The organism is Acinetobacter sp. H1(2024) (assembly GCF_046557555.1).
GTDB classification, from domain to species: domain Bacteria; phylum Pseudomonadota; class Gammaproteobacteria; order Pseudomonadales; family Moraxellaceae; genus Acinetobacter; species Acinetobacter seifertii.
This window is the reverse complement of record NZ_JBKGFO010000002.1, coordinates 376,818-399,532: the sequence shown is the minus strand read 5'-3', so window position 1 is coordinate 399,532 and position 22,715 is coordinate 376,818. Positions and strand designations below refer to the sequence as shown.

Below are 22,715 nucleotides of genomic sequence, written 5' to 3'. Positions count from 1 at the left end.
TTTTTAGATTTAATCAGATTATGCTAGTATAACTTTATATTCTAATATTAGAGAATAAAAAAAGTATGGCTGGTGGTACACGTATTGTAATTAATGATAAAGGTATTAGTTTGATAACAGGGGGTAAGTTTGAAGTTAAAGCTGGTCAACATATCTTTAATAATGGACAGCGAGTTAAAGCGGAACTTCCTAATTTACCTATCGTTAATCAGGTTAATAATTATACAAATAAATGGGATTTTTATGATTTATTTTATGAATCTAATTTTTCAAATGTGAAATATAAATTAATTAATAATAAAAGCAATACTTATATTTCAGGAACGCTAGATGAACATGGTCGAACTCAACGTATAAATACATCTACTAATGAAGCCTGCGATATTCTGATTGGTATAGATGAGAGCTGGACTGTTTCAGTCGAAACTGGCAATGAAGATGATGAACATGATTATGAATGTAAATGTGGTTCACACGAAAATCATGAACATGGGGGTGAGATATAATCATGGATTGTTTAGCCAATATAAAATTCTTAGATGCCCTTGGCCAACCAATAAATGGATTAGCTCATCAACTTTGGGTTGGTTCCTCATTAATTTCTGAGTTTGTTACTATTGCCAATGGCGAATCAGTATGGATTAAACGTCCAGTTGGAACAGTTATTGATGTTCGAGTTAGAAGCATAGTCACTGGAGAGTACAACTCTAAAGTTAAAATACAACTAATTGGCGAAAAGACTATTTTTACTATACGTAGTCCTAAAGTCTTGCTTAAAGGTATAAAGCTAACTACTAAAGAAGTAGCACAGGGAGGATATGTTAGATCAACTTATATTGTTGCTGAAGGAGATTATTTATCTCGAATCGCGAAAGACAACAATACAACTTCGGCTGAGTTAATAAGAATCAACAACTTAAAAAATGACCAAGATATTCATGCTGGGCAAGTCTTAAAGATACCTACCAATAAAACTGAGGTTTCTTCGCCTGCACCTGAAAATAAGCCAACCCCCTCTGTATCACAGCAATATCAGGCAGAGAAAACTAAGGTTATCGTAGCTCAGCGAACCGATACTTTGCCTTTAATTGCTAAACTTACAGGTAATAGCATTGACGAAATTAAGAAACTTAATGGATTAAGTGATGGTAAAATCTCACAAAACCAGAAGATAAGAGTCTATGATCGTCAAATTAAGCCTACTGTGCCTAAACCACATACTGAGAAGGAAAAAGAAGAGAATCACCCTGTAACATCACCTAAAGTTGTTCAGGATGCCTCAAAAAATAAGGAAAAGACACCAGTTGCAAAGGTATCATCATCAAACTCTGTATCTTCAAAAGTTTCTGCAAAGAATGAGAGAGCTATAGCTAGATTACATCCACAAGTAAGGGACTTAATCAGAAAGTTCATCAATGAAGTGTATGCAAAGCATCAGGTACAACTTGTTATTGTTCAAGATTATCGTACCTATGCACAGCAAGATGCTTTATACGCCAAAGGACGTACAACGTCCGGAAGTATTGTAACAAGAGCACGAGGTGGTCAAAGTAACCATAACTTTGCTTTGGCTGTTGATGTTTTTCCATTATGGGAAGATGGTAAACTTCACATGGATGCAAAGTCGGATGCTAAAAATATTCAAATACTGAGAAAAGTCGCTCCTGTCGGGAAAAATATTGGATTAGAGTGGGGTGGCGATTGGAAATCAATAATTGATAATCCTCACTTCCAACTAAAAACTGGAAAAACTATGTCGCAGCTTAGACAATTAACTAAAGATGCAGGCGGTGATCCATTAAAGGTAGTATATGATGTTAAATAAACAAGGTACCATAATAAAACTTATTATTAGCTTTTTCTTTCTCTTAACAGGATGCAACTTATCTGCTAAAACTAACATGTCTCCAAAGAAAATCTATGAGCTGGATTTAACCGATCAGGGAATTAGTCCTGAAGGTGGTGGGATTGAATTGAAAAAAGAGAAAAATTATTGTTCTCTTATATTGAGTCTTTATGGAGAATCTGGACAAGAAAAATATAAGTTCAATTTTAAGAAGGATAATTTGATTAATACAAATTATTTAAAATATAGATATAAGAATGGTTTGATAGAAACTAATGATGACTTGGATGATCTTATTGCTGATGATAGTAAAAAATCAAATAAAGGTGATATGGAATTAATAGCTAATAAGTCATTTGTTGGAAACAGAGACAGACAAATTACAAAAAAGTTTGAACTCTATAAGAAAAAAGTTCCTAAAATTCTATTAGACAGAAACTGTAACTAAATCAAAAATAATAAACGGATTAGAATAAGTATTTAGTATGGTTTTTGATTATTCCCATATCTTATAGGATTTAAATCAAAGCCTTGACTCTTTCAAGGCTTTGATTTAATGCTATTAAATATTTAAATCTTACGTGTGTTATAAATCAGCCAATCTAAAACATCGTCAGACACGTGTTCAGCTAGTCTTTCTTGAACAGTTTGATGGTAACCATTTAACCAATCTTTTTCTTCATTCGTTAGCAGATCAATAACGATACAATCTAAATGAATCGGGCAAAGGGTCAGCGTTTCAAACTCTAAAAATTCACCGTAAGTTTTTTCAAATCCAGAGTGGAGACGGTTTGCAACGAGGTTTTCAATACGAATACCGTATTGTCCCTCATGGTAAAGACCTGGCTCGTTAGAAATAATCATTCCCGCGCGTAGTTTGCTATGGGCATGTATTGGTGCGTAATAAGAAAGTACTTGCGGTCCTTCGTGTACGTTAAGCGCAAAGCCTACGCCGTGTCCTGTTCCATGGCGATAATCTAAACCATGTTGCCATAAAGTATGACGACAAATTGAATCGAGTAGAGGAGCAGCTAAACCTTCTGGATAAATGGTTTTTGCCAAAGCAATATGACATTTTAAAACCAGAGTATAGTCACGTTTTTGTTGCTCTGTTGGTGTACCAACTGGAACAACACGCGTGATATCCGTTGTTCCATCAACATATTGCCCGCCAGAGTCAATCAGTAATAGGCCATCGCCTTGAATGAATGAGTAGTGTTCTTCAGTTGCACGGTAATGGGGTAGAGCGCCATTGGCATTAAAGCCAGCAATCGTTGAAAAACTTGGGCCTATAAAACCCTCTTGCTCAGCACGGAAAGCTGTAATCTTTTCATCAATGGTCAGTTCGGAAATGCTTTCACCGTGATGAAGTGCTTTTTCCAACCAGTGAAAAAAGTGACATAGTGCAACCCCATCTTTCACCATGGCGTGACGGATATGAGCTATCTCACTTTCATGTTTACGCGATTTAAAAAGTGTACTTGGGTTGATGTCGTAGACAATCCGAATATCTTTTGCGATGGCTTGTTCATGAAAAATCGATACTTTGGCTGGATCTAAAAGTACCGAGGCATCTGAAATATTCGCTAAAAACTGAGCTGTATCTTGATAGTCACGAATCTCAATACCATTAGTTTGGAAAGCTTGCTGAGTAGTTAAATCGACTTTGTTGCTATCAATGAATAAAACAGCTTGTTCGGCACTGATATATAAATGCGAAAGGAATACTGGGTTATATTCTACATCTTGCCCACGTGCATTTAAGACCCATGCAATATCATCTAAAGATGAAATAAAATGACCCGTAATATTCTTGTTAGCTAATGTCTCACGAAGCGCCTGAATTTTTTCTTTACGAGATAGTGCATTTAAGCCTTCGGACATTAAATGAATCTGCTCTGAAGGAAGTTCAGGGCGGTTGGACCAGATTGAACCGATTAAATCTTGTTGTGTTTCAAGTTTAAAACCGCGTTGTTTTGCTGTAGCTTCTAAAGCCTTAAATTGCTGGATTGAAAGCGTTTGACCGTTTACTGAAATAACCGAACCAGCGGATAAGTTTTTCTCAATCCATGCAAGATGTGTTGAAGACTCATCACTGGTCAGCTTTTGTAATTGAAAGCCAGTTCCAGCGAGTTGTTGTTCGGCTTGCACCCAATAGCGACCATCAGCCCACAGTCCAGCAAAGTTTTGGGTCACAACTAAGGTGCCAACAGAGCCACTAAAACCGCTTAACCACTGCCTTGCTTTCCAGTAGTCAGGTAAATACTCTGACATATGAGGATCTGCACTCATAACAACCAAAGCATCAACGTGTTGAGTGGTCATGAGTTCACGAAGTTTTGCTAGTTTTTCTGGAACAGTTAAGTCGGTCATATCGTTTCCAAATTAGGTTGAACTTTGTTGCTAGTTTTATTCATTAATTTATTCAGGGGTTTCTTTAATAAAAATAACACGATTGCGCCAATAACCAACGCCAATACGCAGCGCATAAATAAACTTGGTAAATGTTCGATCGCATCTGCTGAAACTTGTCCGCCAATTAGACCTGCCATGAGGTTACCTAAAGCAGTACCTGTAAACCATAGTCCCATAATTTGCCCACGAATTACATTTGGTGCAAGTTTGGTCATGGTCGATAAACCAATTGGACTTAGGCAGAGTTCTCCTAGTGTAAGTAAAAATAAACTGCCTACAATCCAAAACGGCGAAACCAAACCATCACTAATCGCAAAACGGCTAGCAAACGACATTACTAAAAATCCGCCTGCCGCGAGTAAAAGCGCAATAATAAATTTTGAAATGTAATTGGGGTCTTTATTCGATTTGCCTAGTTTTGCCCACAGCCATGCGGCAATTGGGGCAAAAATAATGATAAAAAAGGCATTAATAGACTGGAACCATACGGTTGGAATTTCAAAGCCTAAAACATTGCGGTTTGTATAGTCCTGAGCAAATAAATTAAAAGATGTTGGCTTTTGTTCAAAAGCAGACCAAAAAAGAGCGGAAGTGATCAATAACACAAAACAAATAATAATTTTAAATTTGTCGTTTTGATCTAAATTAAGGAAAAGCAATAAATAAGCAAAGTAAGCAATAATTCCTAGGCCAATTCCTAAGGTTAAGTAGGTTGCTACCATGACTGGGTTAATGTGGATAATCCCAAATAAAGTTAACGCAATAATCATCGCAACTACGAATAAAAAACTAAATACAATTTTGGGTGCATTTTTATTATCTACAACAGGTTTATTGCAGGTGTTGGTTTCCTGACGTAACTCATTAAAAGTTTGAAGTTGCGGGAGTGCAAAAAAGCGGAAAATTAATAAAGCAATTAACATTCCGATGCCACCAATACCAAAGCCTAAATGCCAGCCATGATTTTGTACCAACAGTCCCGTTATGAGTGGGGCAATAAAAGACCCCATGTTAATTCCCATATAAAAAATAGAAAAACCTGCATCACGCCTTGCGTCATGAGTTTTATATAGTGTTCCTACAATCACCGAAATACAGGTTTTAAATAATCCGGTACCTAAAACAATCAGTACTAAACCTAAGTAAAAGAAAGACTGATTAAACAGAGAGCTAAGGGCAATTGATAAATGACCTAAGGCAATAATAATTGATCCATACCAGACAGCGCGTGCTTGCCCTAACCAGTTATCTGCAACCCATCCGCCAAAGACGGTCATTAAATACATTGAACCTGCAAATAACCCAACAATAGCGGCAGCCGTTGGTCGGTCGAGTGCTAGGCCACCCTCATTGACCATAGCAATCATGTAGAGAATAAGTAAAGGCTGAATACCATAATAAGAAAACCTTTCCCAAAGCTCTGTAAAAAATAAGCCTTGTAGCGGTTTAGGATGACCAAAAAATGCTTTATCTGGCTGTTTAAGTTCATGTTTCATTATTCAAATCCTTGAATGATTTTCTGTTTTTTTATAAACATAACTTTTAGTTTGATTATTTATAACCAAAATTTATATTTTATTTTTTAGTTATTTTTAATAATAAAAGCAAATTTACCTTGTATAAAAAAAGTGAATGAAAAAGAACATGAATAGTGGAGTTAGTTATTAGGTGTTAATTATGATCAGTGTTCATTTGCTGAATAAAAGAACTGTATAGTGCTGAAATGAAAGATAAGAATTCATAAAAATGAAAACTATTTATAAGATTGTAGGTAAACAACAGAAAGATTATTTGGATTACTTAATGAGTTAGCTTGACTCATTTAAGCATCGTAAAAATGAGCGAGATCTATGGCTTTAAGACCCGTAAAATTTTTTGTGTAATCTGATAACAATCTCAACATTATATATAAGAAAGTATTATGATCAGAAATGACTGTTAGAAATTGATGCAGTGGGTTATATCAGTGCAACAATTTTGCACTAAATTAGGGCAATAATGAGCTGTTTAAATATGCCATAATTTGAAAATGTGTGAATATGGTGCATTTGCACATTCAAACAGTATAATGGGTTCAAGACAAGGGGCCTAAATCATGAATAGATATAAGTAATTCAATGTTTTAGGTAAGTCTTATAAAGTTGGTATGAGAATTGCTTTATAAATACCAGCAACTAACACGCACTCAACAAGTGCAACAAAATTTCATTGGAGCAAAATGAGCATGGCGAACAAGGTCCTTCAACTCATACAAGAAAGTGGCGCAAAATGGGTCGATTTTCGCTTTACTGATACTAAGGGTAAAGAACAGCACGTAACTTACCCAGCTGATTCTATTGATGAAGATACTTTTGAAGACGGTAAAATGTTTGATGGTTCTTCAATCGCTGGTTGGAAAGGCATTGAAGCGTCTGACATGATCTTACGTCCAGATGCAGAAACTGGTTTCATCGACCCGTTCTTTGCTGAACCAACTGTAGTTGTGACTTGTGACGTTATTGAACCTTCAACTGGTCAAGGTTATGAGCGTGACCCACGTTCGATTGCTCGCCGTGCAGAAGAATACTTAAAATCTACAGGTATCGGTGATACTGCATTCTTCGGTCCAGAACCAGAATTCTTTGTATTTGACGAAGTGAAGTGGGACATCGATATGTCTGGCGCTCGTCATACATTAATCGCTGAAGAAGCTGCTTGGTCTACTGGTAACAGCTATGAGTCTGGTAACTCTGGTCACCGTCCACGTGTGAAAGGTGGTTACTTCCCAGTTCCTCCAGTTGATTCTTCACAAGATATGCGTGCAGAAATGTGTGCAAAAATCGAAGATATCATGGGTCCAGGTCGTGTAGAAGTACATCACCACGAAGTTGCTTCTTGCCAGTTAGAAATTGGTGTGAGCTTCAATACTCTTGTTCGTAAAGCTGACGAAGTTCAACAGTTCAAATATGCTGTTTGGAACGTTGCACATCAATATGCAAAAACAGCTACGTTTATGCCTAAACCAATGGTAGGTGATAACGGTTCTGGTATGCACGTTCACATGTCTATCTCTAAAGATGGCAAGAACTTGTTTGCTGGTGATGAATATGCAGGCCTTTCAGAAATGGCGTTGTACTTCATCGGTGGTATCATCAAGCACGCTCGTGCATTGAATGCAATCACAAACCCATCTACAAACTCTTACAAGCGTTTGGTTCCTCACTTCGAAGCACCAATTATGCTTGCTTACTCAGCACGTAACCGTTCTGCGTCTATCCGTATTCCATACGTTTCTAGCCCTAAAGGTAAGCGTATCGAAGCTCGTTTCCCAGACCCAATGATGAACCCGTACTTAGGTTTCGCTGCATTATTAATGGCTGGTATCGACGGTATCCAAAACAAGATCCATCCGGGCGAAGCTGCTGACAAGAACTTGTATGATCTTCCTCCAGAAGAAGAAGCAAAAATCCCAACAGTTGCTCATAGCTTAGATATGGCTCTTGAAGCACTTCAAGCAGATCACGAATTCTTGTTAAAAGGCGGCGTGTTCACTAAAGAAATGCTTGATGCATACATCGAACTTAAAACTGAAGATGTACGTCGTCTTAACACGACTACTCACCCAGTTGAATTCGATATGTACTACAGCTTGTAATACGTATTTAATAAAAAAGCCTGCTTATGCAGGCTTTTTTATTGCTTGGAATGTTGATTGAATTCTCTACGTTTTTTATCAAAAAATTGGGGTAAACTAGGTGCGAGTTTTCATGTGAGCAGATTATGCGTAAACGTCAACCAGTACTTAAACAGGAACAATTTTTAAATCCTGCATTGAAAACATGGTTGTATGCGTCTGGTTCTCTGACACAACAATTGACTGAACTTGGCGGTGGACAGTTCAGCGTAAAACCTTTCAAAGAACATTTTCAACGGTTAACTTTTGCAGACAGTCAATGGATGAATATGCCTCATACCCACACTTCATGGGTGAGGGAAACCTATTTATATGGCTGTGAAGTTGAGCCATGGGTTAAAGCAAAAAGTATTTTTCCAATTCAAAGTTTACAAAAAAAAGCCCGTATATTTCAGCATATTGGTTCTAAACCGATAGGCCGTTTTTTATTTCAAAGAACAACACCTCTGTGTGACCGTCGTGTTATTCGCTTACCAGAAGGCTGGACGCGACAAAGTTGCTATACTTGGCATGGATGTAAATTTATTGTTCAAGAAACATTCTTACCGGCTTTTGAAGCTTTTTTATATCAGCAGCACGACAAGGAATTACTATGACGACTGCAACAGGCACAACATGGCGTCAGCGTTTAGAAGCTTATTATTATCTATGTCGATTTGATAAGCCAATTGGTACTGAACTGGTGTTTTGGCCAACCATGTGGGCGCTTTGGGTTGCATCAAAAGGAATACCTAATTTAGGTGTTTTATTCGTCATGATTTTAGGCGTCATTTTTATGCGCGCTGCGGGATGTGCGATTAATGATTTTGCAGACCGTAAAGTAGATGGTCATGTTGAGCGTACTAAAACGCGTCCACTTGCAACCGGAATTATTCGTGCAAGAGAAGCGGTGTATGTGTTCTTGGTACTCGTTTTAGCAAGCGCATGTCTTTTGTTTTTTTTACCTATAGAAACTTTCTACTGGTCATTTGGAGCATTATTTTTAGCGTTTATTTATCCATTTATGAAACGCTATACCAACTTACCTCAAGTATTTTTAGGAGCGGCATTTTCATGGTCTATTCCTATGGCTTTTACTGCGGTAGGTAAAACTCCAGATTTAACCTGTTGGTTGCTCTATTTTGGTAATTTGGCTTGGACAGTGGCTTATGACACTCAATATGCAATTACAGATCGTGAATATGATTTAAAAATTGGCGTGAAATCTACCGCTATTCTTTTTGGGCGTTATGACATCCAAATTATTGCACTTTTACAAGTAACCAGCCTTGTTTTGATTGGAAGCGCATTATATTTAGAAAATATTTTATTTCCATGGGCTATCATTGCTTTGGTTTTAGTGGCATTCGATTTTGTATATCAAACAATTAAAACCAAAGACCGCAATCCTCAGGTTTGTTTCTGGGCATTCCGTCACAATCGCTGGGTTGGATTAATCATTTTTCTAGGAATATTTTTAAATTTCATATAGTAAAAATGACCGTAAGGTTGAAAAGTGTTCTATGCAGAGCACTTTTTTTATGTCTTAATATTTGTGCATAAAAAATATGCGGAATAAATAACACATAAAAAGGATATTTTATGAAACGGTCAAACATTGCTTTAGCTATAACATTATCAGTTTCAGCATTATTTCTTACAGCGTGTAATGACAATAATGATGACTATATTGGTGTAAATCCTGATCAAACATATATTTCTGAGAAAACTTATTCTCAAGATAGTTTAAGCGGTGCCGCATCTATTAAAGTTATGACTTATAACATGGAGAATGTACAAGGCAAAACTGCTCAAGCAACAGCTCTTGTTATGTTCCCTAAAATTGCACAACCTAAAGATGGCTATCGGGTGGTGGTATGGGAGCATGGAACAGTAGGTGTAGGAGATGGCTGCGCACCAAGCAATAATACAATTAATCCACGTTTCAAAATTTTAGCGGATACATTACTGGCTGCAGGCTATGTTGTGATTGCCCCAGATTATGAAGGTTTAGGTACGCGTGGAATGCATCCATACCTTAATTTGGGAAGTGAAGCTAAATCTGCAATTGCAGCTGTTAAAGCGGCAAAAGATCACTATGGTAATCAGCTAAACGGTGCATGGATGTCGATTGGGCAGTCTCAAGGTGGGCATGCTTCTCTAGGTACTGCGGAATTTGCAAATAACGACACCAACTATAAAGGTGCAGTTGCAACGGCACCAGCTTCTAGTCTTGGCTATATTATTTCTGTAGTTGCACCACAAGCAATTCAAGATATTCTTAAAAAAGAGCAAGCTGGTACAGCACCTATTGGTACGGCTGTCGAAGTTTATGCTGAGCTACTTGCATATGCTGCATATACCACAGTAGGTATTACGGCTTATGAGCCTAAATTTAATTATCGTGAGATTTTCCAACAACGTTCACAAAGTATAGCTGAGTTCGCAGAGGGTACTACAGGCGAAAATGGTATGTGCTTAACCGATTTACATAATAAATTTGCGGCAGATATCCGTGATTATCTTGCGACTAATGCTGGTAAAATAGTTACAGATTATCCAGGTTTAGCTGGTAATTTCCAAGAAAACCCAACTGTGAAAAAATTCTTAACTGATAACCAGCCTGCGACTAAAAAAATTAATTCACCTGTCATGATCGTTCAAGGTACTGCTGATATGGCTGTACCATATCCAGTTACAGATGCCTTGCAAAATGGTCTTAAAAAAATGGGAACTGATGTGACGTTTGTACCTGTACTAGGGGCTGCTCACACTCAAGCGATTGTATGTAGAAATGCTGAAATTTATCAATTTGTTCAATCTAAGATGCCAGCTAAAACAAATATAGTGCTTGATCCATCGGTGATAGATGCTAGTAAAAATGTTGAATGTACAGGATTAGCACAATAAGCGTGTATTTAAAATATTCAAATTAAAAGGGTCCAAAAGTGGGCCCTTTTTGTTATATTGTTACGCATTCTGAAAATTGATACCGTTCGAGTTTAAAACACTTATGAGCCAGCAACCTGTTGAAAAAAAGTCTGTTCCTTGGTTATTAATGGGATTAGGTTTGCTTATTCCTTTTTTGATTATTGGGATACTTTTCTTTGCTGCAAAGAGTGATGCTAAGAATAAAAAGCAGTATGAGCAGCAACGTTTAGAAATGGAAAAAAGAATAGCGGAGAAAGAAGCTGCAAGTTCTGAAAAGAAATAATAGAAGTGCTGTTAATGAATATCCTTTTGTAGCTGGCGTACGCTAGGGATGCTTGTATAACGTTTTACGATATATCCTGCTTCTGTAAGCATTTGATCACGCATACGGTCTTCTTCTACTTTCTCAAGATGGGTAGGGTCGTCTAACTCAATGATTGCGATGACTTCCATTTTGTCGTTTAGCACAACAAAGTCGGTAACTTTACGGTTGAACTGACTACGAACCTTATAATCATTACTGGTAATTAATGCACTAAAGGCCACTTGAGCTAAAACATGGTAACTAGGGAAACTCTGTTTCAAACGGATAAACATCTGAGTTTCAAAATTAGTAATGACAGGGCGGGCAAAGAATTTTTGTTTTTGAAATAAATAGGGACGTAAACAAACGACAAGAAAAATGCAGGTGCTTAAGCAGCCTAAAATAATAAAAAATAAATGACTCGATTCGAACATGTGACAGCATCATACAAATAAAAACCCACTCGTAATGAGTGGGTTTTTAAGAATCTTGGCTCTCCCACCTGGGCTCGAACCAGGGACCTGCGGATTAACAGTCCGTCGCTCTACCGACTGAGCTATGGGAGAATCTGGAAAAGGATTTTAGGGAGGAAAGGGAGCTAGGTCAAGGGCTAATAAGAGAATTAAAGAGAATATCTAATCGTTTGGCTTAAAAATACACGAAACATTGATTTTATTTAAAATAATGGAAAATTATTAAATCATTAGAAAAGAAAAAGCCCACAATAAATGTGGGCTTTTAGAATCTTGGCTCTCCCACCTGGGCTCGAACCAGGGACCTGCGGATTAACAGTCCGTCGCTCTACCGACTGAGCTATGGGAGATTAGTAGATGGCTCTCCAACCTGGGCTCGAACCAGGGACCTGCGGATTAACAGTCCGTCGCTCTACCGACTGAGCTATTGGAGAATCTGATGCGCATTTTATGGATGAAATCTAAATGCGTCAATAAGAATATTAAAGAAAATGAATCGTTTGCTTGATTAATATGCTTTTACTGCACTAAAAACAAAAAAACCACCCTAAAAAGGGTGGTTTTTTATAAAGAAATAAAATTATTTCTCTACACCAGCTGGTTGACCTGCAAGTTTTGCATTTGCATAGTCCCAGTTCACAAGGCTTTCTAAGAAAGTTGAGATGTATTTAGGACGTAAGTTACGGAAATCGATGTAGTAAGCATGTTCCCATACGTCAATTGTTAATACAGCAATTTGACCGTGTGCAAGTGGAGTGTCTGCATTAGAAGTTTTAGTAATAGAAAGTTTACCGTTTACTTCATCAGCAACTAACCAAGCCCAACCTGAACCGAACTGAGTTGTTGCAGCAGCAGCGAATTCTTCTGCAAATTTTTCGTAGCTACCGAAAGCTTCGTCAATTTTAGCAGCGATTGCGCCAGTAGGCTTACCACCACCATTTGGTTTCATGCTGTTCCAGTAGAAAGTGTGGTTCCAAACTTGAGCAGCATTGTTGAAAATACCAGCTTTAGAAGCATCACCAGCAGTTGCTTTAATGATTTCTTCTAAAGTCTTACCTTCAAGGTCAGTGCCTTTAATTAAGTTGTTTAAGTTAACAACATAGGTATTGTGGTGTTTGTCGTGATGGTATTCTAAAGTTTCTTTACTGATATGTGGCGCTAAATCATCATAGCCATATGGAAGTGCAGGTAAAGTAATGGTTGTCATGTTCCTATTCCTTGCATTTGCTGGGTTATACAATTAAGTGGCTCTATTGTAAATGATTCTGGTAACAATAGGGCATCGTTTTAAAGAACTATACACAATAAAGATCTAATTAATACGCATAACACAGATTGAAAAAAAGACTTAATTAAATCGGATTATTCAATTCAAAATATTCAGCTTCAATTGCAAATTGTTTTGAAATGGCTTGGGCCAAACGTTGAACGCCATAACGTTCGGTTGCATGGTGACCACAGGCAAAATAATGAACACCTAATTCTTTAGCTTCGTAAAAAGTTCGTTCACTCACTTCACCAGAAATATAAACATCACAGTTTTGCAAAGCCGCTTTAGAAATATAATCTTGAGCACCACCTGTACAGAAGCCTATTTTTTGAATAGTTTGTTTTTCTGCTGGTAAGTGAATGACTTTAAAATCAAAGCTATTTTGTAGTTTTGTTTTAAATTCCTCTACAGAAAGCGCTTGTTCTAAATAACCGATATTACCAATCGGATGTTTTTCGGTTAAATCAAGAGGTTCTAAATTCTGTAAATCTAATTTCTCTGCAATCGCTACATTGTTGCCCAAAGTTGGGTGCGCATCTAACGGCAGATGGTAAGCGACTAATGAAATATTATTTTGAATGAGTTTTTTAATACGGTTGCCGCGCATTCCTGTAATTGGGTACGGTTCGCCTTTCCAAAAATAACCGTGGTGCACGAGTAATAAGTCTGCGTTTTGAGCAATTGCTGCATCAATAGCATCTGCGGAAGCAGTAACGGCACAAACGATACGATTTACTTCAGTTGAACCTTCAATTTGCAGGCCATTTGGTGCGTAATCTTTAAATTCTGCCGCTTTTAAGGTTTGATCACACCACTGAATAATTTCATGCAAATTCGCCATGATATTTCCTGAATTGAGTAGTAAATAATTGCTAAAGCTATAGAAACATATTTTGTTGTGTAACTAAAGCTAGACAAATCTTTTTTGACTTTTTTATGTATATCGACATATTTAATTTAAAATGCGTAATTGAAAATTCTTTTTGTTCAATATATTAATTTAATTAAAAACTTCTTTTCGTAGAGGATATGAACGTGCGCCGCACCTTTACATGGTTACCTTGGGTGTTACTTATTATTGTAATTGCCAGTTTTATCGCATGGCAAAAATACCATCGGCCGAAACCAACTGTTGCAGTTGATGGTGTGCAAATGCCTGCTGAGAAAGTTGAACCACTGGTGGATACTTCTCGAACGGGCGGGGTGGTGTCCTATAGCGCTGCTGTAAAAGTTGCAGCGCCGGCAGTTGTGAATATTTTTACGACCCAGAAAGTTAAACAAAATCATCCTTTATTGAGTGATCCTGTCTTCCGTGAATTTTTTGGAAATCAGGTTCCTGAACAACAACAGCAAAATGAAAATAGCTTAGGATCTGGTGTTATTGTTCGTGCCGATGGTTATATCTTGACGAACAATCATGTGATTGCTCAAGCCGACCAGATTGTAGTTGCTTTACATGATGGACGTCGTGCCGTAGCTACAATTGTCGGGACAGATCCTGATACAGATTTGGCAGTGATTAAAATTGATTTAGATAAGTTACCAGTATTGCCATTTAAATTGAGTGGTAATGAAGTTGGTGATGTTGTCTTAGCAATTGGTAATCCATTTGGTGTGGGTCAAACAGTAACTCAGGGAATTGTTTCCGCAACTGGTCGCTCAGATTTAGGTATCAATACTTACGAAGACTTTATTCAAACAGATGCTGCAATTAACCCAGGTAACTCGGGTGGTGCGTTAATTGATGTCGCAGGTAACTTGATTGGTGTAAATACTGCTATTTTCTCGCAATCTGGTGGTTCATTAGGTATTGGTTTTGCGATTCCTGCTAAAGTTTGTCAGCAAGTATTAAACTCAATTTTAAAAGATGGTCGTGTTGTTCGTGGTTGGTTAGGTATTAGTTTACTTCCACCTACACAAGATGATGTGTTGGCACCAAAACCTCCAGTGGGTGTTGTAGTCGCTGATGTTCTAAAAAGTGGACCAGCAGCTTCAGCAGGCATTAAAGTGGGCGATAAAATTGTTCAGGTGAATAATGAACCGATTACTTCGGCTTCTCACTTAATTAACTATGTGGCTTTACAAGCACCGAATAGCGAAATTAATGTACTGGTTGAACGAGATGGTAAACAACAAAACTTTGTTGTGACTGTGGGGGAGCGTAAAGCGCAAAATACCCAATCTCAGTATATTCCGCTACCAAAGCGTTAAAATCTAAATAAAAAAAGCCTCGTAAAGAGGCTTTTTTTATGATTACTCATTAGGAATGACTAACACTTTGATGCTGATTTTTAAATTCAGTTAAAGCTTCAATTCGATATTGAATGAGCATCTCACCAATTTCAGCACCTTTAATATTTTCAGGTAAATTCTGAACTTTAATAGAGCGAACAATCTGCATAGCTTCAAGCATATATTGAGCTTGAGGATAAGGACGATCTTCTAATCCTAATCTTCCTTTTGCATCACATTCACACGCTTGTACAAAAGCTTCTACTCTTTCAGGACGACGTAAAACATCTAGGCGTTGTAGTAGACGCCATAAAGTGCCTGGTTTTAAGGACATAATCTGGTGGCATTTTAAATGTTCTTTGCACACTGATAATGCCAACTGCTTGGTCTGAGTTGGAACTCGTAAACGTTCACACAACTCAGTAACTGGTTTAATACCACGCTCTTCATGCATGATATGGCGAGGAAGCTCATCAGCAGGGGTCAATGCTTTACCAAGATCATGCACTAAAACAGCAAAACGCACGTCGAGTGAATAATTGGATTTACAAGCTTGTTGTAATGACATAAGGGTATGAATGCCACAATCTACTTCTGGGTGATATTCAGGACGCTGAGGTACACCAAATAAAGCATCAATTTCAGGGAAAAGATGTTTTAACGCCCCACAATCACGCAGAGTTTGGAAGTAAATGTCTGCATGAGTTTCCATTAAAGCGCGAGAAGTTTCCTTCCAAACACGTTCTGGTGTTAATGCATCTAGTTCACCTGACTCCGCCATAGTTTGCATAAGCTGCAAAGTCTCAGGAGCAATTTGAAAACCATATGGGAAATATCGTGCTGCAAAACGAGCCACACGTAAAACCCTTAAAGGGTCTTCAGCAAAAGCTTCTGAAACATGGCGTAGAGTTTTATTCTCTAAGTCGCTTTGCCCACCATATGGATCATATATTTTGCCGTCTTGATCCATGGCTATTGCATTAATGGTTAAATCACGACGAATTAAGTCATCTTCTAAGCTTACAGTGGTATCAGTAAAGAATTGAAATCCGTGATAGCCCTGACCTGATTTCCGTTCGGTTCGTGCAAGTGCATATTCTTCTTTGGTTTGGGGATGAAGAAACACAGGGAAATCTTTGCCTACAGGTTGGAAACCTTGGGCGAGCATGTGTTCCGGCGTTGCACCGACCACAACATAGTCCTTTTCTTGATAGGGATGCCCAAGTAAATAATCTCGAACAGCACCGCCTACTAAATACACTTGCATGAAAAAACCTCTATTCTTCAAGCAATCATGCTACAGAATAGAGGTTTTCTCAAGTCATTAGAAACGCTTTTCGTAAAAAGCAGTTTCTAAATTACTTTTCTTGTTGTTGAATTTCAGCAACAGTTAAAGCAGTCATATTGATAAGGCGGCGAGTCGTCGCTGTAGGTGTCAAAATATGAACTGGTTTCGCAGCACCTAGCAAAATTGGACCAATGGTAACGTTGTTACCAGAAGTTGCTTTTAGCAAGTTAAATGAAATGTTTGCTGCATCTAGGTTCGGCATAATGAGCAAGTTTGCTGAGCCTTTGAAACGTGAACCTGGGAATGCAAATTGACGAATGCTTTCATCTAATGCTGCATCACCATGCATTTCACCTTCAACTTCAAGCTCTGGAGCTTGCTCAGATAAAATACGATAAACTTCACGCATTTTTTGAGCGCTTGAATCAGTCTGGTCGCTACCGAAACTTGAGTGAGAAAGTAAAGCTACACGTGGTGTAATACCAAAACGACGTACTTCTTCAGCTGCTAAAATTGTCATTTCAGCAAGTTGTTCAGCAGTCGGGTTAGTGTTTACATAGGTATCAGCAATAAACAGGTTACGGTCTTCAAGCATTAATGCATTTAGCGTGAAGAAGTTGTTCATACCTTCTTTAAGGCCAATAACGTTGCGTACGAAGTCTAGGTGAATGTTATAGCTACTGTAAGTACCACATAACATACCATCAGCTTTACCAAATTTAACCAGAAGTGATGCGATTAAAGTTGAACGACGACGAGCTTCACGTTGAGCATATTCAACAGTAATGCCTTTACGTTGCATTGTTTGGTAATAGTCTTTCCAAAACTCTTCGTACATCGGGTTTTGTTCTTGATCTACAATCTCAATATTCACGCCATGTTGTAAACGTAGGCCTAATTTTTTGATATTTGCTTCAATGACAGCAGTACGACCAACTAAAATTGGTTTAGCTAAATCTTCATCAACTGCAATTTGAACAGCACGTAATACGCGTTCATCTTCACCTTCAGCGTATGCAATACGTTTAGGATCTGTTTTTGCTTGAGCGAAGATTGGTTTCATCAAGAATGCAGAGTTATAAACAAACTCAGATAATTTTTGACGATATGCAGCAAAGTCTTCGATAGGACGAGTTGCCACACCTGAATCCATTGCAGCTTTAGCAACAGCAGGTGCGATTTCTAAAATTAAGCGTTGATCAAGTGGACGTGGAATTAAGTAGTCACGACCAAATGAGGCAGATTTTTCGCCATAAGTAGCAGCATCAGCTTCTACGTGAGCCATACGTGCAATTGCATGTACACAAGCAATTTTCATATCTTCATTAATTGTTGTGGCACCTACGTCAAGTGCACCACGGAAGATATAAGGGAAACATAAAGCGTTGTTTACTTGGTTTGGGTAGTCCGAACGACCAGTTGCCATGATGACATCAGGGCGTACTTCATGCGCGTGTTCAGGTAAAATTTCTGGATCTGGGTTTGCCAAAGCAAAGATAATTGGATTTTCAGCCATTAGTTTCACCATGTCTTTGGTGAGAATGCCAGCAGCTGAAAGGCCCAAGAACATATCTGCGCCAGCCATTACTTCATGTAATTGAGTCGCTTTAATGTCTTGTACATAACGTTTTTTAGATTCATCTAAGCCTTCACGTGAAGTCGTAAGAAGACCACGAGAGTCGGCTACAATGATATTTTCTTTATTTACGCCCAAAGCGCAAAGTAAATCTAAACAAGAAAGGGCAGCAGCACCTGCACCTGAAGCAACAATTTTGATTTCTTCAATTTTCTTGTTAACCAGTTGTAGAGCATTTAATAATGCTGAACCTACAATAATACTTGTACCGTGTTGGTCATCATGGAACACAGGAATTTTCATGCGTTCACGAAGTTTCTTCTCGATATAGAAACATTCTGGCGCTTTGATATCTTCAAGGTTAATGCCGCCGAAAGTCGGTTCTAATGAAGCAACAATATCAACGATTTTATCTGGATCGTTCTCAGCAATTTCAATATCAAATACGTCAACACCAGCGAACTTTTTGAAAAGAACGCCTTTACCTTCCATTACTGGTTTAGAAGCTAATGGACCAATATTACCTAAACCAAGAACCGCAGTACCGTTACTTACAACAGCAACTAAGTTGCCACGTGCAGTATATTTTGCAGCAGCTGAAGGATCACGTTCAATCTCTAAACATGGAGCAGCAACCCCTGGTGAATAAGCTAGAGCTAAATCTCGTTGGTTGACGAGTTGCTTACTAGGCGTGACGCTGATTTTCCCTGGATTTGGATATTCGTGGTAATTTAAAGCGGCCTGTTTTAAAGATTGATCGTCCATCTGAGTCTCTATTTGATACAAAAAAGCAAACTAGTCAAATCACTCATTTAGGGGGAGGCAATGTGACGCTCTTACTATGCTTTAATTTTGCCAATTAAGAGAATAGTAGACGAATTGCCAATAGCCCCATAGTGAGCTAAATGCTAAAGAATATAACACTACTTCTCTATTTCTCACAGTCAAAAACGCTCATTTTTGGAAAAACCAGTGCATGTAAAATAGACTGTTAAAACAATTATGAAATATGTGTATTTGATTGAAGATATTGCTTAATCTGATTTGGATGAAGTGGACGACTAAAGAAATAGCCTTGTAAAAAATCACATTGTTGTTTTTGTAGATAAATAACTTGCTCTTCGGTTTCAACACCTTCAGCCACCAGTTTTAATCCCATACTTTTGCCCATCGCAATCATGGCATTGACAATAGCTTCTTGTTTTTGATCGCCGATTTTTGAAATAAAGGCCCGATCAATTTTTAAAACATCGATTGGATATTCTGTCAGGTAAGCTAAAGATGAATAGCCTGTACCAAAGTCATCGAGTGCAATCGAAATATTGCGTTCTTTAATTGAATGCAATAATTTTTTTACATTATCAGTATTGTCTAATAAAGCCGATTCAGTAATTTCGAGTTCTAGATTTGATCCATCGAGTTGATATTTCTCTAAAACTTCATCTAAATCATTCAGTAAAAGTCCACGATGAATTTGTTGAGCAACAATATTTACAGAGACTTGAATATCTGAATAACCTGAGTTTTTCCACTCTTGTAATTGTTTGCCAACCTTATCTAAAACCACTTTACCAATATCGGAAATAAGGCTACTACGTTCGGCAAAAGGAATGAACATATTCGGCATGACTAATTCCTTGTCCGGATGTTGCCAACGAATTAAGGCTTCAAAGCCTTTAACAGATTTGTCATTTAAATTAATTTTTGGTTGGTAATAAACAATAAATTCATCATTTTGGATAGCTTTGCGTAATTCTTGCTCTAAATCTGCGGTTTTATACGGATTGCTTGCTTTATTGAAATAGTAGCAAATGGTGTTACCACCTAAACGTTTTGCTTCAGATAGTGCTTGTTCGGCATGGTTATTGAGATGGTCAATTTGTCTACCGTGTTCTGGAAAGCAGGCAACTCCAATAGAGGCGGTAATAAAATACTCTTGTTGATCAATATAAAATGGAGTATTTAATGCTTGTAAAATATTTTGGCAATATTGCTCAATATTAGGATGAATTGGTGATATTTCATAAATAATTGCAAAATCATCACCATTTAAGTAAGCCACTAAAATGGCATTAATGTTGGTGAGGCGTAGACGCTGCGCAAACTGTTTTAGTAATTCATCACCACTATCATTATTTAAAAACTCATTAAACGCTCTAAACCTATCAATATTAATGCGTATTAATGCAAGATTTTTAAAGCTATAAGATGGATTAATTAAATACTGGTGTAATTGATTGTAATAATAAAAACGATTAGGAAGATGAGTTAAGCTGTCATAATTTTTTAAATAAGATAAATGTTGCTCTTGTCGCTTTTGTTCGGTTAAATCACGTGCAAAACCAATATAATTAATAACTTGATTATGTTCATCTTTCACAGCATTAATATGGAGCCATAAGTGAACACTTTTACCTGATACAAACTTTTCATCAAACTGGCCCATATATTCGCCAGTTTTAAGTAGTTGCTGGGTAATGGAGTCATGAAACTCTTGTTGCTGTAATTTATGATTTATTGTGATATTAAATAGTTGTTGATTTAACAATTCAGATTTCGAGAAACCAGTTAATTTTTCATAATAGGGATTAACATCAATATAATTCAGTTTATCATCTAAAATAAAAATTCCTTCTGCTGCTTGTTCGAGCACAATAGCGCAAAGTCTCAAATGTTCTTGATCTTTTTTTTCTTGATGAATATCTCTAGTCATTCCCACCATACGTAAAGCTTTATTGGTTTTAGGGTCACGGCTAATGACACGACCTACATCATGTATCCAGCGCCAAGAACCATTACGCCGTAAAATACGAAAGGTAATATTGAAGTGATCAGATTTTCCATCTAAATGCTCTTTTAAACGCTCATCAAATAACTTTCGATCATTGGGATGGATACGTTCTAAAATTGTATTGAGGTGTAAAGATGTACTTTGAGTCTGCTTTTGTCGATCAAAAAAAGTAATTTCTAATTTTTGTTTTTCAATGTCCCAATCCCACGGACGAATACCAGCAGTTTCATGAGCAAATGCCAAATTATGATGATGGCTTTCAAGCTTCTCATTCATTTTAGTTAAATCATAGGTTCTTTCACGTACTTTCTGTTCGAGCAAATGATTATTAAATTGAAGCTGTGCTTCAATATCTTTTGATTTATTTACTTCTTGTTGAAGTTGTATACATAATTCTTCAGCCCATTGTGTATGTTGTTCCGCAACTTGTACGAGTTGTTTATTTTTAAATAGGAGCTGAGAAATTTTTTGGTAGTTACGTTGAGTTGCGTAAGCACAAAGTAGGGTAGCTAAGAAGGCTAAATTATACGCAAAGTAAAAGGGAAGTTGCGATGTCTGTACATGTGTAAACTGGCTAATAATAAGCGGAACAGTACTTGGAATAAAAAGTAAATAAAAATATCGGGGTTGCTGAGTTAGAAAGGTAAGACCGATAATATGAGATGAACTAATAAATAATCCAATTAGAATATGAACATCAGAGATAGATATAATTGTAGAAGGAAGGGAGAAATGCAGAACAATTATATTCACTCCTATTAATATCCCTGATACCAAACAAATAGCTTGTAGTGTTAAATTAGTTTTTCTAATGAAATTAATGTCACGATAACGTGTTAAAAACTTTGGGATAAATAATAGACAACTAAGACATAAAATAGTGAAACCAATTGACCAAATAAAATTTGTAATGTAAGAAGTAAAGTAACAAGTGAAAATAATGGCCGAAATTAAACAAAGTAATATTAAGCTAATCAGATACAAGCGAATATATTGAATTGAGAGTCGGAGCTGCTCAATCCTTGTTTGATGCTGTAAATATTCTTCCTGAAGGCCAGACATAAGATTTTTCTATCCTATTTTTTTACATTTATACAGAAAGAATCTGATTTATCAGTGGAAAAGAATTTAAATTAATATTCATACATTAAAAGTAAGTTAACTTTAATTGTTGATTTAATCAATGTTCAATTAGCTTATATGGATAAAAACCGATAATTTAAAATAGATAATGCAACAACAGGCGCAGTTTCGGTGCGTAATACACGGTCTCCGATACACCAGTTCATAAAACCCGCTTGATTGGCTTGTGTAATTTCATTTTCGCTTAAACCACCCTCAGGACCAATTAAGAGGGCGAGTTCTGGTTGGATCCCTGCTAGTACATCTTTTTGTTCTTTTTCAGGAGCCAAAACAAATTTGGATGCAGGAAGATCAGAAGATTTTAGCCATTCATGAAGAGGGACGGGTGCTAAAACTTCTGGGACAAAGTTTAGCCCGCATTGTTCACAGGCTGCAATTGCAACAGCTTGCCAATGGTCTAATTTTTTTTGATCACGGTCGTATTTTAAACGCATTTCACAGCGTTCACTGGTTAAAAGCTGAATTTTGCTTACACCAAGTTCAGTGGCTTTTTGAATGGCATAATCCATTCGGTCGCCTTTACTCATGACCTGACCAAGAACAGCTTTAAAAGGGGCATTACGGTTAGCAGGATTAAAATTCTCAATGGCGACAAATGCATTTTTTTTATTAATTTCTGTCAGAGTCGCAAGATACTCACCACCTTGACCATTAAATAGAGTTGCTTGTTCTTGTGGTTGTGCACGTAAAACACGCACCCAATGATGAAATACCGATTCAGTCAGTTGAATTGTTGAGCCAACTGTAAGTTCAGTTTCGATAAAAAAACGATTCATTGGGTACGCCTTACAAAA

The 22,715-nt window shown here is 37.3% G+C and carries 17 protein-coding genes, 3 tRNA genes and 1 pseudogene; 9 read left to right on the top strand and 12 right to left on the bottom strand.

The genetic code is table 11. The features are described 5' to 3' along the window. Positions 1-65 precede the first annotated feature (65 nt). From ACLCEG_RS07655 to ACLCEG_RS07645, 3 genes are read left to right on the top strand one after another with little or no spacing between them, the layout of a single operon-like run. Positions 66-506: a hypothetical protein gene (locus ACLCEG_RS07655; protein ID WP_410566942.1), complete on the top strand. Its 441-nt coding sequence runs from the start codon at positions 66-68 to the stop codon at positions 504-506. 2 nt (positions 507-508) lie between these two features. After that, positions 509-1,825, top strand: coding sequence for a LysM peptidoglycan-binding domain-containing protein (locus ACLCEG_RS07650; RefSeq protein ID WP_410566940.1), 1,317 nt, complete (start codon positions 509-511; stop codon positions 1,823-1,825). Further along, complete coding sequence (locus ACLCEG_RS07645) at positions 1,815-2,294, top strand: hypothetical protein (RefSeq protein WP_019457764.1); 480 nt, start codon at positions 1,815-1,817, stop codon at positions 2,292-2,294. The genes ACLCEG_RS07650 and ACLCEG_RS07645 overlap by 11 nt, the downstream gene beginning before the upstream one ends. A 122-nt stretch (positions 2,295-2,416) precedes the next feature. Here the strand turns inward: ACLCEG_RS07645 and ACLCEG_RS07640 are convergent, their stop codons facing one another. Further along, on the bottom strand, positions 2,417-4,219 hold the full coding sequence (locus ACLCEG_RS07640) for an aminopeptidase P family protein (protein ID WP_410566937.1): 1,803 nt from the start codon (positions 4,217-4,219) through the stop codon (positions 2,417-2,419). Beyond that, positions 4,216-5,777 (bottom strand): annotated as a pseudogene (locus ACLCEG_RS07635) (peptide MFS transporter). Before ACLCEG_RS07635 ends, ACLCEG_RS07640 begins: the two are co-directional and overlap by 4 nt. Before the next feature lie 702 nt (positions 5,778-6,479). Here ACLCEG_RS07635 and glnA point away from each other — a divergent pair. The 5 genes from glnA (at position 6,480) to ACLCEG_RS07610 (ending at position 11,127) form a co-directional block, all read left to right on the top strand. Then, a complete protein-coding gene (gene glnA / locus ACLCEG_RS07630) occupies positions 6,480-7,895 on the top strand; it encodes a type I glutamate--ammonia ligase (RefSeq protein ID WP_171057781.1) in 1,416 nt (471 codons plus the stop codon). Between the two features lie 125 nt (positions 7,896-8,020). Beyond that, positions 8,021-8,530, top strand: a complete 510-nt coding sequence (locus tag ACLCEG_RS07625; protein WP_019457767.1) for a chorismate--pyruvate lyase family protein — start codon at positions 8,021-8,023, stop codon at positions 8,528-8,530. Beyond that, positions 8,527-9,405, top strand: coding sequence for a 4-hydroxybenzoate octaprenyltransferase (gene ubiA, locus ACLCEG_RS07620; RefSeq protein WP_410566934.1), 879 nt, complete (start codon positions 8,527-8,529; stop codon positions 9,403-9,405). Before ACLCEG_RS07625 ends, ubiA begins: the two co-directional genes overlap by 4 nt. A 110-nt stretch (positions 9,406-9,515) precedes the next feature. After that, positions 9,516-10,823 carry an alpha/beta hydrolase family protein gene (locus ACLCEG_RS07615; protein ID WP_004700383.1) on the top strand — a complete coding sequence of 436 codons (1,308 nt, stop codon included), beginning with the start codon at positions 9,516-9,518 and terminating at the stop codon, positions 10,821-10,823. A gap of 103 nt (positions 10,824-10,926) precedes the next feature. Next, positions 10,927-11,127 (top strand): hypothetical protein, encoded by a 201-nt coding sequence (locus ACLCEG_RS07610; protein ID WP_004700385.1) that lies wholly within the window; start codon positions 10,927-10,929, stop codon positions 11,125-11,127. An 11-nt stretch (positions 11,128-11,138) separates the two neighbouring features. On the opposite strand, the gene ACLCEG_RS07605 is transcribed toward ACLCEG_RS07610, so the two are convergent. The 6 genes from ACLCEG_RS07605 to ACLCEG_RS07580 form a co-directional block, all read right to left on the bottom strand. Next, a complete protein-coding gene (locus tag ACLCEG_RS07605; protein ID WP_004700388.1) occupies positions 11,139-11,582 on the bottom strand; it encodes a DUF2726 domain-containing protein in 444 nt (147 codons plus the stop codon). A 56-nt stretch (positions 11,583-11,638) separates the two neighbouring features. Beyond that, positions 11,639-11,714 (bottom strand) — tRNA-Asn (locus tag ACLCEG_RS07600). Positions 11,715-11,895: 181 nt separating this feature from the next. After that, a tRNA-Asn gene (locus ACLCEG_RS07595) sits at positions 11,896-11,971 on the bottom strand. Between the two features lie 8 nt (positions 11,972-11,979). Next, positions 11,980-12,055, bottom strand: a tRNA-Asn gene (locus ACLCEG_RS07590). A 146-nt stretch (positions 12,056-12,201) separates the two neighbouring features. Then, positions 12,202-12,828 carry a superoxide dismutase gene (locus tag ACLCEG_RS07585; RefSeq protein WP_004700390.1) on the bottom strand — a complete coding sequence of 209 codons (627 nt, stop codon included), beginning with the start codon at positions 12,826-12,828 and terminating at the stop codon, positions 12,202-12,204. Positions 12,829-12,973: 145 nt separating this feature from the next. Next, a complete protein-coding gene (locus ACLCEG_RS07580) occupies positions 12,974-13,732 on the bottom strand; it encodes a Nif3-like dinuclear metal center hexameric protein (protein WP_410566932.1) in 759 nt (252 codons plus the stop codon). Between the two features lie 194 nt (positions 13,733-13,926). Here ACLCEG_RS07580 and ACLCEG_RS07575 point away from each other — a divergent pair, with 194 nt between their 5' ends. Further along, positions 13,927-15,102: a S1C family serine protease gene (locus ACLCEG_RS07575; protein ID WP_410566930.1), complete on the top strand. Its 1,176-nt coding sequence runs from the start codon at positions 13,927-13,929 to the stop codon at positions 15,100-15,102. Between the two features lie 49 nt (positions 15,103-15,151). On the opposite strand, the gene ACLCEG_RS07570 is transcribed toward ACLCEG_RS07575, so the two are convergent. From ACLCEG_RS07570 to ACLCEG_RS07555, 4 genes are all read right to left on the bottom strand, one after another. Continuing rightward, positions 15,152-16,390 carry a multifunctional CCA addition/repair protein gene (locus tag ACLCEG_RS07570; protein WP_004700397.1) on the bottom strand — a complete coding sequence of 413 codons (1,239 nt, stop codon included), beginning with the start codon at positions 16,388-16,390 and terminating at the stop codon, positions 15,152-15,154. A gap of 91 nt (positions 16,391-16,481) precedes the next feature. Then, entirely contained in the window at positions 16,482-18,752 is a 2,271-nt protein-coding gene (locus ACLCEG_RS07565) for an NADP-dependent malic enzyme (protein WP_004700400.1), read from the bottom strand. 235 nt (positions 18,753-18,987) lie between these two features. Next, positions 18,988-21,840, bottom strand: coding sequence for a putative bifunctional diguanylate cyclase/phosphodiesterase (locus tag ACLCEG_RS07560; RefSeq protein ID WP_410566928.1), 2,853 nt, complete (start codon positions 21,838-21,840; stop codon positions 18,988-18,990). 134 nt (positions 21,841-21,974) lie between these two features. Continuing rightward, positions 21,975-22,697, bottom strand: coding sequence for a 16S rRNA (uracil(1498)-N(3))-methyltransferase (locus ACLCEG_RS07555; RefSeq protein ID WP_191028957.1), 723 nt, complete (start codon positions 22,695-22,697; stop codon positions 21,975-21,977). Positions 22,698-22,715 lie beyond the last annotated feature (18 nt).

Excerpts from the sequence above, each read along its gene's own strand:
- ACLCEG_RS07655 (WP_410566942.1), top strand. The coding sequence starts at position 66 with ATGGCTGGTGGTACACGTATTGTAATTAATGATAAAGGTATTAGTTTG.
- ACLCEG_RS07650 (WP_410566940.1), top strand. The coding sequence starts at position 509 with ATGGATTGTTTAGCCAATATAAAATTCTTAGATGCCCTTGGCCAACCA.
- ACLCEG_RS07645 (WP_019457764.1), top strand. The coding sequence starts at position 1,815 with ATGTTAAATAAACAAGGTACCATAATAAAACTTATTATTAGCTTTTTC.
- ACLCEG_RS07640 (WP_410566937.1), bottom strand. The coding sequence starts at position 4,219 with ATGACCGACTTAACTGTTCCAGAAAAACTAGCAAAACTTCGTGAACTC.
- glnA (WP_171057781.1), top strand. The coding sequence starts at position 6,480 with ATGAGCATGGCGAACAAGGTCCTTCAACTCATACAAGAAAGTGGCGCA.
- ACLCEG_RS07625 (WP_019457767.1), top strand. The coding sequence starts at position 8,021 with ATGCGTAAACGTCAACCAGTACTTAAACAGGAACAATTTTTAAATCCT.
- ubiA (WP_410566934.1), top strand. The coding sequence starts at position 8,527 with ATGACGACTGCAACAGGCACAACATGGCGTCAGCGTTTAGAAGCTTAT.
- ACLCEG_RS07615 (WP_004700383.1), top strand. The coding sequence starts at position 9,516 with ATGAAACGGTCAAACATTGCTTTAGCTATAACATTATCAGTTTCAGCA.
- ACLCEG_RS07610 (WP_004700385.1), top strand. The coding sequence starts at position 10,927 with ATGAGCCAGCAACCTGTTGAAAAAAAGTCTGTTCCTTGGTTATTAATG.
- ACLCEG_RS07605 (WP_004700388.1), bottom strand. The coding sequence starts at position 11,582 with ATGTTCGAATCGAGTCATTTATTTTTTATTATTTTAGGCTGCTTAAGC.
- ACLCEG_RS07585 (WP_004700390.1), bottom strand. The coding sequence starts at position 12,828 with ATGACAACCATTACTTTACCTGCACTTCCATATGGCTATGATGATTTA.
- ACLCEG_RS07580 (WP_410566932.1), bottom strand. The coding sequence starts at position 13,732 with ATGGCGAATTTGCATGAAATTATTCAGTGGTGTGATCAAACCTTAAAA.
- ACLCEG_RS07570 (WP_004700397.1), bottom strand. The coding sequence starts at position 16,390 with ATGCAAGTGTATTTAGTAGGCGGTGCTGTTCGAGATTATTTACTTGGG.
- ACLCEG_RS07565 (WP_004700400.1), bottom strand. The coding sequence starts at position 18,752 with ATGGACGATCAATCTTTAAAACAGGCCGCTTTAAATTACCACGAATAT.
- ACLCEG_RS07560 (WP_410566928.1), bottom strand. The coding sequence starts at position 21,840 with ATGTCTGGCCTTCAGGAAGAATATTTACAGCATCAAACAAGGATTGAG.
- ACLCEG_RS07555 (WP_191028957.1), bottom strand. The coding sequence starts at position 22,697 with ATGAATCGTTTTTTTATCGAAACTGAACTTACAGTTGGCTCAACAATT.